This is a genomic window from Calothrix rhizosoleniae SC01, from assembly GCF_900185595.1.
GTDB classification, from domain to species: Bacteria; Cyanobacteriota; Cyanobacteriia; order Cyanobacteriales; family Nostocaceae; genus Calothrix_A; species Calothrix_A rhizosoleniae.
The window spans coordinates 1-18999 of record NZ_FYBH01000199.1 but is presented as its reverse complement, the minus strand read 5'-3'; the positions used below and the strand labels follow the sequence as shown (position 1 = coordinate 18999).

Genomic DNA, 18999 nt, shown 5'->3' with positions numbered 1-18999 from the left:
AATTATACCAGTTTGAAAAAATAATGGGACAAATAGGTAGGGAACATCCACAATCTTTTGGTATATAAAATTATCTTACTAGTGCCGTGCCTTTACGAAAAATGTATGTGTCGCAAACATGATTTGAATTGGTATTACTTATTACTTATTACTTATTACTTATTCAACTTCAGAGCCTCAACAGCCGATATCCCTTCCCCCTCAGTCCCGAAATACCACAGAGCCACCGCAGCTTCCCCACGAGTCACAGGTTTCTTGGGCTGAAACAGAGTAGTATAACCAAACACCCGACGCACATTAGATTTATCCCCATTTTGATGATCCGCCAATAGCGCCCTTAGTACCTTCGGAGCAATTTTACCCACATCTTGAAAACCCCAAGTTTGTTGTACCGCATTGATATTTGCAGTTGGTAAAGCTTGGCGAGTGTCCAAAGGTATTTTCCATAACAACAATTTTTCCCTAGTTAAAGGTGCATCGGGGCGAAATAGAACATTTGTCGTCTCCCCAGACAAAGAACTGGAAATTAATCCAGCTTCCGCTAACCCTTGAATTGTGGTAAAATCAGGATCATTTGACGATACATCTTTAAATACTGGGCGATCGCTTGCTGATGCTAAACGAATCTGTTTGGCTGGTTTGTCGGCATACATAGCATTGTTTACAGCTACTAACCACCGAGCATATTCTCTTCTAGTAATAATTTTGTTGGGTTGAAATTGTTCTTCAGTATTACTAGAGTTACTCTTAGCCCGATTAAATTCTCCACCAAAAACACCCAATGCAGCTAAATCTTGAATATATCCACTTAGTTGTTTGGTTACTTGATTAACATCACCAATAGGCTGGGATTGATTTGTGGGTGTACTTTTGCTGATAGTTTGTTGTGTCGATTGTTTCTGTGGTAATGGACCAATAAATTCCCCATCTCCTGGTTTGGGAATATTATTCCCCTTGATTTTAGAGGTTGATGTAACTGGTAGATATGCAATGAGTATTTCAGTAGCAGCTTTTGGCTGATTTGCTACAGCACTAGTCACCTGCTGCGGCTGAATCGAAATATTGACTTGTAAGTTATTTCGCCTAGCTGATAAGATACTTTGAAAATCTCCACTTGGTTTTTGCGTTTTGATCAATTTCCAGTTATTTTTCTGTAACTGCTCTGTGTAAAAACTGGTAATAATGTTACTCGGATCAGCACTTAACCAACGGGTTGATACTTGATTATCCTTACCTTTAACGGATGTTACTCCCTGTAACTTTGCATTAGAATAAAGGGGAATATCCTGGGGAAAATCTGCTGGTAACTTTGTTGTTAATTTTGTCGGCTGCTTCTGTTGCGCGCTGACTTGTTTCGCGCCAAATACTGTTGGATTATCTGTTAACTGAGGATCTGGGGCTAAAGACTGCTCCCAATTCTTGCCAATGGGACTATTAGCACAGGCTGTTAATGAGGCAATTATTATTGCCCAACCCAGATAGAAAACAGGACGTTTACAGTGCAGCACGCTTAATCACAAATCAAGTTCTCATTTCTACCCTAGCGCAGACTGTGGCAATTTGATTCCATCCCCTTGTAATTTATTCTATTTTTTGATTTTTGAGTAGTGAATTTACCAGAAATTATCAATATTTAATAAAGTCAGGGGAAAACCCGGCTCTTCTGGAATATTTTTAATTTCTTTGCAGGGAGTGGAGCTATAGTGTATCTAGCCATGCCGTGAATGTGGCTAGGGTTTAAGTCCTGCGGTACAAAAAGTAAAAATTAATTTAGTAACCACTCTCACTCGATGACAGGCAAAAACGCAAGACAAAATGCATTGGTGCGACTAGTGTCTGCAAATGCAGCAGTTTTAGGGTCAGATTTTCTTTACCCCCTGCTTCCAACTCAAGACATGGTAATTGGACGAGACCCCAGCTGTGAAATTATTTTAGATGCCATGATGTATCGGATGGTATCTCGTCGTCACGCAATTTTTCGTCCCCTATCTACATCTCCAGATGGTATTATCAATTGGGTACTGTATGATTTGAATAGTGCCAATGGAACCTATTTAAATGGTCAACGCTTACAAGGTTCCCAAGAATTACAATCTGGCGATCGCATTAGATTAGGTCATGATGGGCCAGAATTTCTGTTTGAGTATGAGGAAAATGCTTCCGCCACGGCAATTAAACAACTAAGTAATCCTACTCCCCTACAGTCAGCCACTAGCAACCCAAATGCCAACTCACATTTATCTTCTGGAGATTCTGTGAGTTTTACCCAGCTGTTTCCCATTCTCTCTACAGGAAAAGATTTAACTACAAAGGCTTATCTAATTCCAGGGATTATCACAGTTGTATTTGTGGTATTAATGTTTGCTACCCTGGATAATCCGCAATTAAATCAAGTTTTAGTCGCAACTTTTATCGCTTTCTCTGCATACTACTTTTTTATCTACTTGTTATGTGGCAAACATAAGCCTTGGTGGGTACTTGTAGGTTCAGGATTAGCAACAATGCTGATTCTCTTCAGTCCTATTTTAGATTTATTTATATTCATATTCCGTGATATTCTACCTGGTGATTTACCTGCGAACCAAGACACCATAACTTTCAGAGAACTACTTGTACGGATGTTCTTTGGAGCCGGCTTAATGGAAGAATTGTTAAAAGCATTACCGATCATGGGTGCTTTCTTAATTGGTAAAATATTACCTTCACCCTGGCGAGAACGGGTAGGTGTCTGGGAGCCATTGGATGGGATTCTTTTAGGTACGGCTTCTGCTGTCGGTTTTACCTTGCTAGAAACCCTGGGACAATATGTACCAGCAATTACTCAAAATGTTGCTCAACAAGCAGGAGAAGGAGCTGGTTTATTAGCTGGTTTTCAATTGCTCATTCCCCGTATTCTCGGTTCTTTACCAGGACATATGGCATATAGTGGCTATTTAGGATATTTTGTGGGTTTAGCAGTTCTCAAACCCCGAAGAACTTGGCAAATATTGCTGGTAGGCTACTTAACGGCATCCAGTTTACATGCTTTATGGAATGCAGCAGGTATAATTAATGGCTTACTTCTAATAATTGTAGGTGTAATTGCTTACGCTTTTCTTATGGCGGCAATTCTCAAAGCCAGGGCACTTTCACCGACGCGCTCACAAAATTTCGCTACCCGTTTTTTCCAATCTAAGTAGCAATTTAAAATAGTGAAGAGTTAGGAATGATGCTTGTAAGAAATTACTTTATTGGGAGTCTGAAATCAGACAAGGAAACTATGCCTACAAAGTGATACTAATTTGAAAGACGATCGCGACAAATGGAAATTTGAATAGCTTATGTAGTAGCTCTTTCACAATCCAAAATCTAAAATCTAAAATGGTATGATAAATACCCTAGAAGAACATGAAGATTTTATATCTTTTGATGGATGGCATTAGTTGAACAGATGTCATATATTATGCTTATAGTTGGTAAATTCCTAAGTATTAGGTTGAATCTCCGGAATATTCAAGACCAATGTAGGCACAGTAAGTCCTTGTCTTAAAAAATCTCTAAAGACCATAAAAATTGTAGTAATAGACTATTTTTCTGTTTCCTGAGATTGCTGAATATTCTTCAGCGCGTGATGGGCGATCGCTATACTCAACCTAGCTTGTTCAATTTCTGATAAAGTTGTCCATTCTCTATCTCCAATTTTTTCTAAAACTTGGGTCGCTTCATTGGCATCATTATTATCACTACTACGCATCGCATAAGCAAGAGGACGTGCTAAGACAAACAAATCATCTTCTTGCCATGTTGGCAACACCGATTGTACACATTGCACTAACTGCTCTCCAATTGAAGCTTGAGAATCAAGCATCTTTCCAGCTGCTTGAGCTATCTTTTGCAACCAATCTTGTGGTACTTGTGCCGCGAAATTTAATTGTAAAGTTTTTTGAAGCTCCGCAATAATAGAATCACCTGTAGTATGATTGTAGTGTTCTGTAGTTGGAAATTTGGCCCAAAGATCATCTAGCCCAGCATAAAAATTGGGTGAAAATGAATCAAATTCTTCTTCTATTACGTCTTGGAGTACAAACTGTGATTCTGCTTTGAGCAAATATTCTTCGGATTCAGGATCAAGGGGATTCCAGGGATAAGTTTCATCTTCTGGGCTAAGTAAGGCTTCTAATAAATCGAAGCCAACAGATTGCTCCGGGGGATAGAAGGTGTTGGATAAATTGGTTTTATCGATCATCAGTCATCTCCAGGTAATGAATTAACTTGTAATGAATTAACTTGTACAGACAGCTACATTTGCTAGCATCTAATTTCCGCAAAAAAATCTGATTTTCCCCGCTTAATGTAAGGTGTTTCTGCCTACTTGACAATATTTGTTCTCAGTTGTATGAGGTACAGTAAAATTAGTGCATTTTCTGGGCAGAAGATACCCATAGAATCTACCATTTAATATAGTTTAATATAGTGTGATTAACTCTCCATATTCCTTGCGAGTCTGCCACATGCTGATCGTAACTTGCCCCAATTTTAGCCCAAAGCCATCCTAGAAAAACGGATTATACCCAAAAATTCTTCTGCTTTCTGACTTCTAAGCAGGGGGCAGGGAGCAGGGAGCAGGGAGCAGGGGGAAGGAAAAATTATACTTAGATAATTGATGGTGAAAATTTTTTTCATTGGCACTGCCTCTTGACTTCTTCAACAAGGATTTTCGATAATAAATTCCCAGGTTTGACTTCTGGTGCTACCAAATTTTAATTGCATTCCCGAAACTAAAGGAACTTCCTCATGATGAACTTGTCGCCAACTTCCAGACTCTAAAATCCAGGTTGTACCATAGGTTGATTTTTCATTTAGGTAATAAACTTGCGCTGAGCTAGTGCCGATTAAAGTATTTCTACTTAAAATCTCGGCGTGTAACCTGGACACAGAAGGCTCTGGAATAACAATATCGTTATCTGCCGTACGACCGATGCGGTTAACACCGGGTCTGAGTCGCCAGACCTTACCTGCTGAACGCAAAACTGCGGGGGGAAACCTATTGGCAATTCCAGGAATGGATGTTTCCGGAAGTTCTGTAATCCCATCATCAAAACTTTTGATCAATTCCCCATCGTAGTATGGGTGGAGGTAGAGAATAGGCAAAGTCCAGGCTGGCTGATTAAATTTATACACAGTTAATAGTTGTTGCCTTGCTTCTGCTACAGCTTCATCAATTGGTTTGCGCGATCGCAAAGCTTGGGCAAGAGCATGAATAAAGCTATGACTTTCACAATCTGCGATTTCATCCCGCATTCCCAACACTGCTGGGACTCCATGACGAATTAGAACCTCAGCTAAGCTACTAGAGGGAATTGCTTGACGATTAGCTGCTGCTGGTATAGCCCCCCAGCAGGCATTGAACACAGCTAATTTTACCCCTGCACTAGTAAGAGCCTGTGCCAATTCGATACCATTCAGGGTCATTTCTGGTCCCAGAAAGAGTTGACCTCCATCTGGTGCTGGCAAACCATGACCAGCATAAAAAAATACATTGTAAGTTTTTGATTCTAATTCTTGGATTAATTGTTGAGGAGTTGGTTGTACTAGAGTTTTCACTAGGCAAGGTGCGTATCCTTGGGAACTACTGGCTAGGGGGCCTCCAGCTGTTAAGGTTTGCTCTAATAGGGAGGCTTCTTTATCTAGTTCTAATCGATTGTCTTTTCCCAATACCAGGAGAATATTTAAAGCCCGATCAGTACGTAAATATGGTAAGGCTTCTACTTCACTGATAGTACGACTGAATAGTAGTTGTTGATGAGATAAAGAAATAGCAGGTTGACCTGGTTTAGGCTGCATTATTTCCCAAGGTAAGGTAATCAAATTGGGGTCACGAATTTCCAAACGCAGGTGTAGTCGAGTGTTTTGACCCATCGCTATGCCTTGGCTGCGTTCCAAACTACCCAGAATCTGCTCCTTAAATAACCAATGCCATAGCCTCAGACCCAACTCTTGCATCAACCGTGCTGCATATCCTCTTTCCTTTAAAGGCATTTGAGCCAGCTCTGATGGTAACTGATTAGGATCGGCTAATTTTTTTCCTAGGGGAATATCCAAGGTGTTGTGGGGCGCAAACATTTGCTGCCATTTTTGCCAAGTTTCGGTGACATGCTGCGACCAAACACAGTCATGTAAAACGTAACCACTGGGATAGGGAGCATGTACCACCCAAATGGCGAAATTATCAGTGCCAATATTAAGATGAGCGATCGCCAGACTAAGGGATGGAGTCATTCAATAATTAGGTAAAAATCAAATAATTTTCAATAAAAATTCATTCAGGCAGATAATTTCTCCCCTAGGATTTTTTAGTTCTAGTATTAACTATATTATTTCAGGTTTTTATTAATTGATCGAGAACTTAGGAATCATCAAAAATTGAAGAAGGCAGTCCCGATGAAAAAATTTTCACCATCAAGGATGAAAATACCTCTTCCCTACCCCCCAACCCCGTTCCACCTAACCCCTATTTTCTAGCTAGTCCCTCATGTAGGCGCAGCCTTCTCTTAGAGTACATTGGTACGCAACCAAGCATGAAAATAATTCCTTCACTCTTTCACTCTTTCACTCCTTCACTCCTTCACTCCTTCACTCCTCATTTTCAAGCTAGGAGGGAAGGAGGTAAGGAAGGAAAGTCTATGTGTTTGTTTTTGATTGGTGTACTTATCAATTTATAGTGGAGAAGTCTGTCAATGCTTAAATAATTGTGAAAGCGATTACTCTTCTTGGTTCCACTGGCTCCATTGGGACTCAGACTTTAGATATTGTGGCGCAGTACCCCGATCAATTCCAAATTGTGGGATTAGCCGCAGGAAATAACGTAGAAATGTTAGCTGCTCAAGTGAGGCAGTTCCGACCCAGTATAGTAGCCATTCGTGCAGAAGAAAAGCTACCAGCACTAAAAGCTGCGATCGCTGATATACTTCCCCAGCCAATTATCCTGGCTGGAGAGGCGGGTATTGTTGAAGTTGCTGGCTATGGTAATGCTGAAACTGTGGTCACTGGTATTGTGGGTTGTGCTGGTTTATTACCTACTATTGCTGCCATTGAAGCTGGTAAAGATATTGCCCTAGCCAATAAAGAAACCTTAATTGCTGGAGGACCAGTGGTTTTACCATTGGTAGAAAAACATGGAGTTAAGTTATTACCAGCCGACTCCGAACATTCCGCCATCTTTCAGTGTTTGCAAGGTGTGCCAACAGGAGGTTTGCGACGCATTTTACTCACAGCTTCCGGTGGTGCTTTTCGGGACTGGGACACAGAAAAATTAGCTGAAGTCACCGTTGCCGATGCTTTAAAGCATCCCAATTGGTCTATGGGGCGTAAAATTACTGTAGATTCTGCCAGTTTAATGAATAAGGGCTTGGAGGTAATTGAAGCCCATTTCCTATTTGGGGTAGATTACGATCGCATTGATATTGTCATCCACCCCCAAAGTATTATTCACTCTTTAATTGAATTACAAGATACCTCTGTTTTAGCCCAATTGGGTTGGCCAGATATGCGTCTACCTTTACTGTATGCTTTATCTTGGCCAGACCGTATTTATACGGATTGGCAACCATTAGACTTAGTTAAATCTGGAGACTTAACTTTCCGGGAACCCGATGGTCAAAAATATCCTTGTATGCAATTAGCTTATACCGCAGGCAAAGCAGGCGGAACAATGCCAGCTGTATTAAATGCTGCCAATGAGCAAGCTGTAGCCTTATTTTTAGAAGAGAAAATTAAATTCTTAGATATTCCTCGGTGTATTGAATGGGTATGCGATCGCCATCAAGATCACAACCATGTAAATCCGACTTTAGATGACATTTTAGCAGCTGATATCTGGGCTAGAAAGGAAGTTTTAACAGCTATGGAATATTTAGCAGCTCGTCCCCAAACTATTTCTTTAGCCTAACTAAAAATGGTGCATTTGTATTATCCTCATTTTGAATAGAACGAGGTATGTTACAAATGCATCTGTCAAAAAATTTAGACATTGAAGTCCATGATATTTAGTTGACAGTGTGGTGATCCAACTATATCAAGGAATTTCGCCATGTAAGAGTAGATTAGGAAATAGCTACAGCAATCGCAAAAATAACAACAGCAATAACTCTCTATATTGCCCACAGATTAGACAATAAAGTGAGGATGAATACTCAGTTTATTGCTGTATATTTTAAGACGTATAATGTGGCGTTGGGGGATTTATCCGCCATGATGGAATATAAGTAAATCTGACCAACACTAAACAGTGGCACGTTGCGTAATTCAATCTCACGATTTGGTAACCTATGAAGATTTGAGGATTAAAAATTTAGTTAAAGATCATTGTCTTGCTAAGTCTATTATGGTTTCAGTTACTAATTCATCCCGCAACTATGCAAAGCCATATTTTTAATTGGTATAAGCCACCTAATACCATGCTAAAAGCATTACTGATAAATGATAACTGTTAACTGTTAACTGAAACGCGGTATATTCGGTGAAAGCAACGTCGGAAATAATCAGTGGCCAAAATAATTGCTATTCTCAATGGTAAAGGGGGAGTTGGTAAAACCACTACTGCCATCAATTTGGCTGCAACCTTTGCCCAAGAGCACAAAGTTCTACTTGTGGATACAGATATTCAAGGTTCAGCTAGTTGGTGGTTTGGGCGAAGCGAGAATCAAATGGGATTCGATTTAGCTCCAGAGACAGATGCCAAACTTTTAAGTAATTTACAAAAAATAACAGGTTACGATTTAGTTATAGTGGATACACCTCCGGCGTTGCACTCAGAAGCATTAGCAGCAGTAGTGGCAATTGCAGATTATCTAGTTTTGCCCACACCGCCAGCACCGATGGATTTAGCCGCCTTGATTGAGACAGTTACAACAGCCGTCATGCCTGTGGGAACTCCTCATCGAGTACTACTCACAAAAGTAGATCCCCGGAGTTTAGGAGAAGTCAAAGAAGCACAAAATACCTTAATACAGTTAGGTATTCCCGCTTGCCATACTGTGATTCGTGCCTACAAGGCTCATGAGCGAGCAGCACTGGATGGTGTAGCTATCCATCAATGGCGGGGTAGAAATGCTCGGGAGGCGGAATCTGACTATCGCTGTGTTGCAGCAGAAATCAAAAATGATTGGAGGAAATAGTAACCATGCCCAGAAAACGTCTGTCCAATTTAATTAAGGAAGAAGCACAAGCTCAAAAGCTGACACCGAATCAAACAGATGAATCGACAATTGATGTGGAAGCTAAAGCTGTAGATAATCAGGATGCTGAAAGCTCAACATCCACAGATACGGATTCCCCAACTGAAATGCAAGCAAATACAACCCCAACTGCTGCGCCAAAATCACCTAATTCCAAACCTATGGCTATCACCAAAGCAGACTTAGAAATTACAGTCCAAGAATTAAAACAAGACTTAGAACAAGCAGATAAGACAGAGGCAGAACTTAGGGAACAAGTTGCCAAATTGCAATCAGATTTATCCACAGGAAAATCATTGACAGAAAAATTAAATCAAGAATTAACAGCACAAAAATCATTGACAGAAAAGCTAAATCAAGAGTTAGCAGAAGGTAAATCATTGACAGAAAAGCTAAATCAAGAATTAGCAGAAGGTAAATCATTGATAGATAAGGTGAATGCAGAGCTGAATGCGACTAAAAAAGATGCCCTGCAATTAGCTGAAACTAATACAAAGTTAACAGATGAAATAGAGGCGTTCAAGCAAGAAAATATCAAACCAGGGGCAATTCAACGGAGAAAAATGCAACAAGAAAGTAGTATTGTTCATAAGTCAACTAAATATCCTAAAAGAACTCCTCGTCCAATTGTGTCTAAGAATCGTTCCCAAGAAGAAGGAGCTGAAAATTCAACGCAAATGTGGTTACTTGATTAACTACTATTCCTTACCCATAATTCTGATAAGTCTTTTAGTAGGGAAGGAAAATCAAATGGAGAAATCGCCTGATTCACTTTTTGCCTCTCTGTAATTTCTGAATCAATTTTTTCATTGCGTAAAGCCTAGGGCAGAGCTTTGCTTATATTCATAGCCAGGTAAGTTAGGACGTAGATTCCAATATTTTTCAATTGCTGGCACCCATTTCAATCTCCTAATCAAAATGAGCAATACCTCTGAGGGTGGGCGAAGTAATGGGATAATGCCATGAAGCAAAGCAATCGCCAAGCCTATAAGTAGTTAAACATAATTAATTACACAATGTCATTGCGAGTGTAACGGAGTGAAACGAAGCAATCGCAAGGGTTAGGATTATTTCGCGTAGTTTGTAATAATGGTAAATATTTTTGTTTGATTACTTATATAGCGATTGCTACATTTTCCTAGAGAAAAATGTGTTCACCCAATGACTTCCCATCTTGGTAAATTTCCCAATTTGAGTGCTCCCAGTGGGCATTACCTCCCTTAAAAATTCAATATTTTCTCAGCAGTAATTTGTGGCTTTTCTAAATGGGGAATATGACCACTATTTTCTATCCAAAAAAGCTGACTATGGGGAATCGCTCTTTTAAATCTTGGAGCATCTTTTGTACCCAAAATTTTATCATTATCGCCCCATAAAACGAGGGTCGGTTGGGTAATCTTTCCTAGCTGTTTAAACTTGAATGGTTGATAACCACCACTTTTCGTAAAAGCAATTAATGCTTTATGCCAATCGGGCATTTCTAAATGTAAAGCTGCACATAATAGAGCATCCTCTGAAGCAAAATTCTTGTCTTTATACGCAGTACGACTAATACTTTGACGAACCTTCGGATTACGTAAAAACTCTGTAGCCAAATAATCTAAAGGTGGAAACATGAACTTACCCAAGGGAGAACTACCTGTTAAACCTGCACTATCAATTAGTACTAGCTTTTTCACCACCTGAGGATAATTCAGAGTAAAGTCTATTGCTGCTGCACCACCCATAGAAGCACCCACCAAAATTACCGGCTGATTAATCAGAGTTTGCCAGAAATGGTAGAGATGGGTTTTGATATCTGTGGGAGTAAATTTTATACCAGGTATTCTCTCTGTAAACCCAAAACCCAACAAATCCACCATCCAAGTTTCTTGTTGTGCTGCTAGTAAGGGTAACAGACGGCGGAACTCCAATATAGAGCTATCAAAACCATGAAGTAAAAGTAAAGGCGTACTACCACTACCTTGATTAACATAAGTAGTAGCGATCGCATTATCCCTTAAAGGAGTGGCGATCGCTATACGCTCAATACTTTGAATTAATGCAATGGAAGTGGATTCTGTCAGATTAGTTGCTGAGTCAGGGAGAAAATTAGGAAACATAAATTTGATTGTGTCTCAGGGAAATACTTCATGACCACGCTAAATCGGTCACAAACCCGCGTAAAATTAATAAAGAAAGCTATTTTGCTACAAGCTGGAATTATCACATCTAACCGTTGGAGAGTAAAGCCATGCCCATGGCAGTTGGAGTAATTGAGACTTTGGGTTTTCCGGCAATTTTAGCCGCAGCAGATGCCATGGTTAAATCTGCTGAAGTGACCATTGTCTATAATGATAAAGCCGAAAGCGGTCGTTTTGTAGTCGCAGTTCGAGGACAGGTTTCGGAAGTGAATCGTTCAGTTGAGGCTGGAATCATAGCAGGAGAAGAAACCTATGGTGGTGAAGTAATCACCCACTATATTGTCCCCAACCCACCAGAAAATGTAGAATCAGTCTTACCAATACATTTCACAGAAAAAACTGAACCTTTTCGTATTTTCTGATAACTAGCTAGAAAATGGGGAGTGGGGAATCGGGAGTCGGGAGTCGGTCAGAGGTATTTTCATTCTTGGTTGTGGGCAAAATTGCCCGTGGGGGACTGAAATGATATTCTCCCCACACCTAAAATTCAGGAACTTTCCAGGGAAGACTTTGGGAAAAAAATATCTAAAAAATGCCAGAACATTCGTACAATGGATGTTTAGGGGCACAATCGTTTATTGATAGAGGAGATATAACCAATGCCACTACAGGCAGTTGGATCGATTGAAACAAAGGGTTTTCCTGCTGTATTAGCCGCAGCTGACGCTATGGTGAAAGCTGGTCGAGTCACCCTTGTAGGCTATATCAGGGTTGGTAGTGCCCGTTTTACCGTAAATATCCGGGGGGATGTTTCTGAGGTGAAAACCGCTATGGATGCGGGTATTGATGCAGTAGAGAACGTTCATGGCGGAACTTTGGAATCATGGGTAATCATTCCCCGTCCCCATGAAAACGTGGAATGTGTACTACCAATTGGCTATACAGATCAAGTGGAACAGTATCGACTAGCAGTGGAAAATCCAGTAGTTGCTTCTGGTAATAGACAACTACCTCGTCGTTGAGGAAATATTCAATCCACAAGATCAACTGAAAACTCGAATTGATTATCCTGCTATCGTTACAAGGCGCAGCCTTGTAGCGTATCTGTGGGAATAATCCCATATTTATATAGAAGCTTTTTTGATTAAAGCTAAATTTTTATAACCCCAAAGAAAATCAACTAGCATTACGTAATAGTATAAAAAAGCTTTAGAAAATAAAGTTATCTGGGGATATCAACTCATTTGTTTATTTTCTCCCTGTACTATTTGAGCACAACTTACATTATTCTTGAGCCGATGGATGAATGGAGTACATAATCTAGAAGGTCACAAGATATCAGTTTGATCAAAAGAGCAGGTCGTCGTTTACATAATATTTACAAAAGTAAATATTCGCGAAAATTGAGCAAAGCCGCTTACAGACTGGTTTATTTATAATTTCTGGAGATAAACGACCTCTGATTTCCAACTTTCTGCATAAATTGAGTGAGTTCAGACGTAAACAAAGAAAGGTAGGCAAAACTAAATCTTCATGACCAAACAAACATGGGGAAAAATGCCAGATAACACACAGGAGTAGGAAAAACGGGGGTTGTGATGCAAACTTTAAAAGAGGGTTTAGAGGAGCGCAATCTCATAATGACATCAGAGGCAGAAAAACTGACTCAATATTGGCGCAAGCGTCTGGTTATGGAATGTCCAGAACAAAGTGTATCAAATCATGAAAGCATTATTCGTTGGTTTCTAGGAGCTGACGAGAAACGCCTTGATTCACTAAAGTCCCAAGAACTGGATATTGCTAAACAAGCAATGGAATATCGTTGGAGAATTTTAAGTCAACGTTACTTGGGAGTAGGTAGAGATCGGGCTTACCGTAACCTGATTACCAGATTAGGAAGCTTGGTTACATTGCGTAACAAGATCCAGACTTGGATTGCTCTCAGTCGCGATCGCCAGCAGAAAGTGTTAGATGTATTACAAGAGGTCTTGCAAGAGTTACTGCAAAGTGATAACTATATGCAGCAACAAATGGCCTTCATCTCTGAATTTACAACGGATCCCAGACTCAGAGACGGCTTATTATTTGCTAGTGTTGAAGAGTATTGTTTGCGACCAGTACGTAACCAACCTCTATTGGTATATCGCTTTATTAATTACCTACGACGTAGTCAGCGTGGTGGCTTAACTCAAGTACCCAGCAAAGATATGGTTCGACTAGTATCTGAAGAAGTACTGGGGGATGATAGTGAAAATAGTATCAATTTGGTTGATACCCAAGCCTTAGCTGAGTATGAAGCATCTCAAGCGGTAGAAGAGCAAAAATTGCAACGTCAGATAGTGAAACGGGAATTTGCCAAGTATTTACAGGAAAATTTGGGACAAGAGGCTGTAGACTGGCTAAATCTTTACCTACAAGGCAAAACTCAGGATGTAATCGCTAAACACTTAAACAAGCCAATCAGGGAAATATATAGGCTGCGAGAAAAAATTAGCTACCATGCTGTACGGGTATTTGCTATCAAAGATAAGCCAGAATTAGTTGAGGGTTGGCTAGAAATATCTTTAGAGGAGCATAATTTGGGGTTAACACTGGCACAACTAAAGTTGCTAGATGAGAAAATTACTCCTAAGCAACGCCACATACTGAAATTACTGAAATCAGGGAAAAATCTCGCCCAGATAGCAGAACAACTCAAGCTCAAAAGTCATCAAATTATGGGTGAGTGGAGCAAAATATATCTTGCAGCTCAGGCTATTAGAAGTCAATAGAGCTAATAATCTGCTGATGATTTATTTGCAGTGAAGTTAAAATTAATTTACTGCAAAATTGTCATTTTTAGCTGATTTAATACGGAGATGCAGAATAGAGTGTAAACATACATCTATCTATCAACAGCAAGTATATATATGTCATCTTCAGAGGGCAATTTTACTGATACCCCTGGGTTCAGTAAGCCAGTGCTACATACTACCACCGCTGATAGGGAACAATCTCTAGATAGCAAACAAATATTCGACCTCTTGGAAAGTCTTTTACCCTTGGAAATTTGCCTACACTACCAAGTCTTACCCTTAGAATTAGAGCGTCAAAGACTTGTGTTGGGTATGGTATATCCAAAAGATGATGACGCTTTAGAGTATGTGAACCGCATTATCTCTTATCTTAACTACACCATAGATACACGAGCGATCGCGGTTAATACCCATCAAGAAATTCTTTCAGCTTATCTACGCTACAAAAATACAAATACGGATAATTGCCAAATCCAGAAACCAGAGATAGTTGAAGAAGCACAGTATTCATCTTCATCTGCTCATATAGAAGAAGTCCACCCCCATAACAGTCAACAAGAGCTGATACAAACTCATGATGATCAACAGGTGGATTCCCAGGAAAAGATGGCTGCTATAGAATCCATTGACAATGAACATCCGACATTCACACCGACAATAGAAGTAGAAACAGAAGCAACTTACCTACAATGTAGTGCAACTGTATTACAATCATCTACTATTGATAAAACGAGAGAAAAATTAACTCAAAAATTACCCGTTTTATCACTACCACCTGCAGAAGAATTACATCCCCTTGATGTTTTACCAACCCTAGCACCCAAACAATTACTTACAGAATTATTGAGTAGAGTGCTTACGAGTGGCATTGGTCGCTTATATTTGAAAAGAGAACCTTATGAAGGTCAAATCATCTGGAGCAATAATGGTATTCCACAATATGTAATCGAAAAGTTGCCTCTCTCCCAATACCAAGGAGTGTTAAATGAATTAAAGCGGTTTGGTTCATTTAGTTTAACTACAATTGACCAAATCCAACAAGTGGAGAAAGAATACTTACATCAAAACAATAGTTTATTAATCCGCTTACGTATTATGCCAGGGGAATGCGGCGAAGAAGCAACATTACAAGTATTGAAAGGAACAGCACTAAAATTTTACCGTCAAAAACAGATCGAACGTCTGAGTAATGATAGTTTGAGAATCACTCAAACTCTTAGTCACAAATTACATAATCTCCAAGAAAGACTCCTGCTCAACAGTAATGATAATGCGGAAAAATTAACAGCTTTACATCAATTAGATCAACTGATAAATAGTTTAGATTATCAAATAAAAATATTAACTATCCCCTCAGAATAATAAATTTAATCATATTCATACTTCTGTCAGTAAAAGTGCTGATTTCGTTACTCCAGTTATTATGTTGTAATAGAAACCTAGACAAAAAAACTTGACTGTTACTAGTCAAGGGAGTCTACGTATATTTACAATCGTCTTCTTAAATCAGAAAACGGTATTCTTAAAGATTTTAATAAACGAAATTTTCTCTCTTTATTTATTGCAAATATTTCATGCAGACAGAGGTTGTTAGCAAAAATTTCCCGTTAATGAGTACAGCCAACCCCGAGTCGTTGGAATGGTTACTCAATGTATCTACCGAACACCAATATCCTGGTGGAAGAGCCGTTTTAATGGAAGATGCTTGGGGTAATGCAGTTTACTTCATTGTTTCTGGTTGGGTTAAAGTCCGACGTACACTAGGAAAAGGCTCAGTTGCTTTGGCAATTTTAGGTCAAGGTGATTTTTTTGGAGAAATGGCTATTCTAGATGAATCTCCTCGTTCAACAGATGTCATTGCTCTTTCTCGAGTTAATTTACTGAGTATTTCTAGGGAACACTTTATTCAAATCTTGTTTAAAGATTCCCAGGTACATCATCGAATGTTGCAATTAATGGTGCGACGTTTGCGACAAACTAATTTACGTTTGCAAATGCGAAATGCCCCACCAGCAGTAAAATTGGCTCATACTCTAGTTAGTTTGGGTGAAAGCTATGGTCTAGAATCTGCACTTGGGAAAGAAATTTTTAATATTCCCTTTCAAGATTTGGCTGATGTTACAGAAATAACTGTAGAAGAAACTACTAAAATTATGGAAAAACTAGATGAAAAAGGATGGATAAAAATCGATTCTAGCAATTCTGTAATTAATTTAATCAACTTTAAACAATTGATTAACTTGGCTAGTAGAGCTTAATGTTGGGAAATATTGACATACTCACCGTGGTTAAACTCTGGTGAGTATATCAAACAATTTTGGATTTTGGATTTTGGATTTTGGATTTTGAATTGACCCCATGTCTAAAGTCAGGGGCTTGTATCCTTTTACTCGTCGGTAAAATTTGTTGCGCGTAGTGCTAATAAATAATTTTGTCTTCTTATCCAACCTCTGGGGTTAAAGCACCACCACAACTGGAGCCACTACCAGCAGTACAACCATAACAGTAAGCAGCAGTTTCCACATTGGCGATCGCATCTAGGCTACCATATTTCAGTAATTTACTCACTGTGATTGGTTCTCCCGAGGAATTTTTGGCAGGTAAATTCATCATTTGGTTGAAATCACAATCATAAACGTTACCCAAATAATCAATGGAAAGTTGATCACGACACATTAAATTTTCCACTGTGCTGGAGTTAAAATTAGACTCTAAAAACTGTAAGTAAGGAGTATATAGCTGCTTTCTTTCTAAATAAAATTTAGTTCTACCAACAGGAATATTAGTAATAGTAAACAGATTATTAAAGACAATGGCAAATTTGTTTTGCAGAAAGGCTTTATAATCTTGTTCTAATTTAGCTTGTTGAGGAGTTAAAGTAAATTTATCCCTTGTAGGTAACTGGGGATTATATACCAAATCTACAATTAAATCTGGATGTTTGCCATAACCTAGTTTATTTAGCCATTGTAGAGCTTTAATGGAGTTATTAAACACGCCATTACCCCGCATTTTATCAACATTATCGGCGAGGTAACAAGGGAGAGAAGCAACCACCCTCATTTTGTGTTTAGCAAAGTATTCTGGTAAATATCCAAATCCATCTTCAAAGTAAATTGTTAAATTAGACCGGACAATTACCTGTTTTCCGTTAGCTTTAGCCGCTTCCGTTAGTAGTTGAAATCCATAATTCATCTCTGGTGCCCCACCAGTCAAATCGACAATTTTAATTTGAGGAAATTGATGAATTAATTCAATTAATTGCGTGCAAATTTCAGGAGAAAGTTCTTCTGTACGTTTTGGCCCTGCTTCTACATGACAATGGTTGCAAGCTAAATTGCACCGTTTACCAAGATTAATTTGCAGAACTTGAATTTTTTGTTTAGTTAAAGGCGATTCTAGCTTATGTTTAAATGGTGTGATTGTGGGATTAATTGATTCTGCTTGCATGGTTTATAAATTCCTATTAAATTCAAAGTCTTGCACCACATGATCCCATCCGATAATTATCGCCTGTAACCCTTATTATTTTGTAGGGTGGGCACTGCCCACCTGATCCTGATTGAGAAGGTGCAAGATGTGAAGTCAATCCAAATTTTTGTCTGTAAACTTATTACTTATTACTTACCCTAACAACAACCGCCACCAGTATAATGCCAAGTTGAGTCTGTAATCATGATATTTTCTGGGACTAATTTAGCTAATTTCCCGGCAGTTTTATCACATACTGCTGCTGGAATTCCTTTTTGGAGAATATGACCGACTTCGTCATCAAAGTATTCTTCTGATCCAGCATAAATAGCTGTTTTACCAGTAAAAATACAAGCCCCATCTTCGGGAATAATTACTTTAAAAGATACAGAATCTAAGCTTTCTAAAAGTAATGGTTCTGGTAAATTATAAGTTTGCGAGTCTAGGAGACGATAAGGGCGACGGGTACGAATTTCTACTTGACCAAAACCAGCACTAATCACCCGATGGACATAATCGTCATATGTTAATGCTCCTGATAAACACATGGCTCGCAAACGTTCATCCTGCTGTAAATGTTCGGGAATGGGGCGAGTTGCAATGGGATCGCTCATTTGTAAGCGTCCACCAGGTTTTAACACACGATATGCTTCATGCAAAGCATGGCTTAAATCCTCCGGCTCAAAGATATTAAATAGGCAATTTTGGGCAACAACATCCACAGAATCGTCATTAACGGGTAATTTAAAAGCATCACCACTACGAATTTCCACAAAACTGGGATCGAACCAAGAATTTTCTTGAGCTGCTATTTCCAAATTCCGGGCTGCTGCTTCTCGCATTTCTGGTACGGGATCTATGGCGATTACAGCGCCGGGACGACGGGAAAAATAGGCAAATTGTAAGGCTTCTAAACCACCACCAACACCAACATATAAAACGGTCGGATTATTCACCAGTTCTGCGGGATGGACTGTAGTTCCGCAACCATAGTTCATTTCCTGCATTTGCAGAGGAATTGTTAATCCTGGTAGCTGTAATGGGGAACTTTGAACACAGCAAAGTCCTATTTGTGGTGTTTGAGCGACTTCTCCGTAGAATTGTGCGGCTGTATCGAGATAGGTCATTAGACTCCTAAAGTTATGCAATATTAATGTATCATCATCAACAAATGATGCTGTTGAGGTGTTTGCTTCTTCTGTCTCTAGTGCGTAAGTTTTAGATTAGCTTTATATATTTAAGTATGATTTAGGCGCTCAGATGATAAATTTTTGTAGAAAAATCCAGTGATAAGCAAGATACCACTGGATTGATTCTTGAGTTAAGCAACAACTCATCTTGCGGCTATTTTTATTTAATGGGATTTGCTCTGGAAATTTATGAGTTTTTCCTGAG

At 39.2% G+C, this 18999-nt stretch carries 15 protein-coding genes and 1 pseudogene; 10 read left to right on the top strand and 6 right to left on the bottom strand.

Annotated elements, in window-relative coordinates:
* Window positions 1–155 precede the first annotated feature (155 nt).
* On the bottom strand, window positions 156–1508 hold the full coding sequence (locus CALSC_RS12340) for an S-layer homology domain-containing protein (protein WP_088241645.1): 1353 nt from the start codon (window positions 1506–1508) through the stop codon (window positions 156–158).
* A gap of 282 nt (window positions 1509–1790) precedes the next feature.
* On the opposite strand from CALSC_RS12340, the gene CALSC_RS12335 reads away from it, so the two are divergent.
* On the top strand, window positions 1791–3179 hold the full coding sequence (locus tag CALSC_RS12335; RefSeq protein ID WP_088241644.1) for a PrsW family glutamic-type intramembrane protease: 1389 nt from the start codon (window positions 1791–1793) through the stop codon (window positions 3177–3179).
* A 386-nt stretch (window positions 3180–3565) separates the two neighbouring features.
* Here the strand turns inward: CALSC_RS12335 and CALSC_RS12330 are convergent, their stop codons facing one another.
* Both CALSC_RS12330 and CALSC_RS12325 read right to left on the bottom strand, forming a co-directional pair.
* Window positions 3566–4225 (bottom strand): hypothetical protein, encoded by a 660-nt coding sequence (locus CALSC_RS12330; protein WP_088241643.1) that lies wholly within the window; start codon window positions 4223–4225, stop codon window positions 3566–3568.
* Between the two features lie 458 nt (window positions 4226–4683).
* Entirely contained in the window at window positions 4684–6258 is a 1575-nt protein-coding gene (locus CALSC_RS12325) for a CHAT domain-containing protein (protein ID WP_088241642.1), read from the bottom strand.
* A gap of 472 nt (window positions 6259–6730) precedes the next feature.
* Here CALSC_RS12325 and dxr point away from each other — a divergent pair, with 472 nt between their 5' ends.
* The 4 genes and pseudogenes from dxr to CALSC_RS27005 all read left to right on the top strand — a co-directional run bounded on the left by dxr (window position 6731) and on the right by CALSC_RS27005 (window position 9910).
* The gene (gene dxr, locus CALSC_RS12320; RefSeq protein ID WP_088241641.1) at window positions 6731–7927 is read left to right on the top strand and encodes a 1-deoxy-D-xylulose-5-phosphate reductoisomerase; all 1197 of its coding nucleotides are present in this window, start codon (window positions 6731–6733) and stop codon (window positions 7925–7927) included.
* 339 nt (window positions 7928–8266) lie between these two features.
* Window positions 8267–8362: pseudogene (locus CALSC_RS27430) on the top strand (RNA-guided endonuclease InsQ/TnpB family protein); the annotation flags it as partial.
* Window positions 8363–8522: 160 nt separating this feature from the next.
* Entirely contained in the window at window positions 8523–9155 is a 633-nt protein-coding gene (locus tag CALSC_RS12310; RefSeq protein WP_088241640.1) for a ParA family protein, read from the top strand.
* A gap of 5 nt (window positions 9156–9160) precedes the next feature.
* Complete coding sequence (locus tag CALSC_RS27005) at window positions 9161–9910, top strand: hypothetical protein (RefSeq protein ID WP_200817623.1); 750 nt, start codon at window positions 9161–9163, stop codon at window positions 9908–9910.
* A 525-nt stretch (window positions 9911–10435) separates the two neighbouring features.
* Here CALSC_RS27005 and CALSC_RS12300 read toward each other — a convergent pair.
* Window positions 10436–11317 (bottom strand): alpha/beta fold hydrolase, encoded by an 882-nt coding sequence (locus tag CALSC_RS12300; protein ID WP_088241639.1) that lies wholly within the window; start codon window positions 11315–11317, stop codon window positions 10436–10438.
* 131 nt (window positions 11318–11448) lie between these two features.
* Between CALSC_RS12300 and CALSC_RS12295 the strand changes: the two genes are divergently transcribed.
* From CALSC_RS12295 to CALSC_RS12275, 5 genes are all read left to right on the top strand, one after another.
* Window positions 11449–11760, top strand: coding sequence for a carbon dioxide-concentrating mechanism protein CcmK (locus CALSC_RS12295; RefSeq protein WP_088241638.1), 312 nt, complete (start codon window positions 11449–11451; stop codon window positions 11758–11760).
* 237 nt (window positions 11761–11997) lie between these two features.
* On the top strand, window positions 11998–12360 hold the full coding sequence (locus CALSC_RS12290; RefSeq protein ID WP_088241637.1) for a carbon dioxide-concentrating mechanism protein CcmK: 363 nt from the start codon (window positions 11998–12000) through the stop codon (window positions 12358–12360).
* 576 nt (window positions 12361–12936) lie between these two features.
* Window positions 12937–14109: a HetZ-related protein 2 gene (locus CALSC_RS12285; RefSeq protein ID WP_088241636.1), complete on the top strand. Its 1173-nt coding sequence runs from the start codon at window positions 12937–12939 to the stop codon at window positions 14107–14109.
* A 138-nt stretch (window positions 14110–14247) separates the two neighbouring features.
* Window positions 14248–15495: a GspE/PulE/PilB domain-containing protein gene (locus tag CALSC_RS12280; RefSeq protein WP_088241635.1), complete on the top strand. Its 1248-nt coding sequence runs from the start codon at window positions 14248–14250 to the stop codon at window positions 15493–15495.
* A gap of 212 nt (window positions 15496–15707) precedes the next feature.
* Window positions 15708–16391: a Crp/Fnr family transcriptional regulator gene (locus CALSC_RS12275; RefSeq protein WP_088241634.1), complete on the top strand. Its 684-nt coding sequence runs from the start codon at window positions 15708–15710 to the stop codon at window positions 16389–16391.
* A 181-nt stretch (window positions 16392–16572) separates the two neighbouring features.
* Here the strand turns inward: CALSC_RS12275 and arsS are convergent, their stop codons facing one another.
* Window positions 16573–17583: an arsenosugar biosynthesis radical SAM (seleno)protein ArsS gene (arsS, locus tag CALSC_RS12270; protein WP_088241633.1), complete on the bottom strand. Its 1011-nt coding sequence runs from the start codon at window positions 17581–17583 to the stop codon at window positions 16573–16575.
* A 179-nt stretch (window positions 17584–17762) separates the two neighbouring features.
* Entirely contained in the window at window positions 17763–18731 is a 969-nt protein-coding gene (arsM, locus tag CALSC_RS12265; protein WP_088241632.1) for an arsenosugar biosynthesis arsenite methyltransferase ArsM, read from the bottom strand.
* Window positions 18732–18999 lie beyond the last annotated feature (268 nt).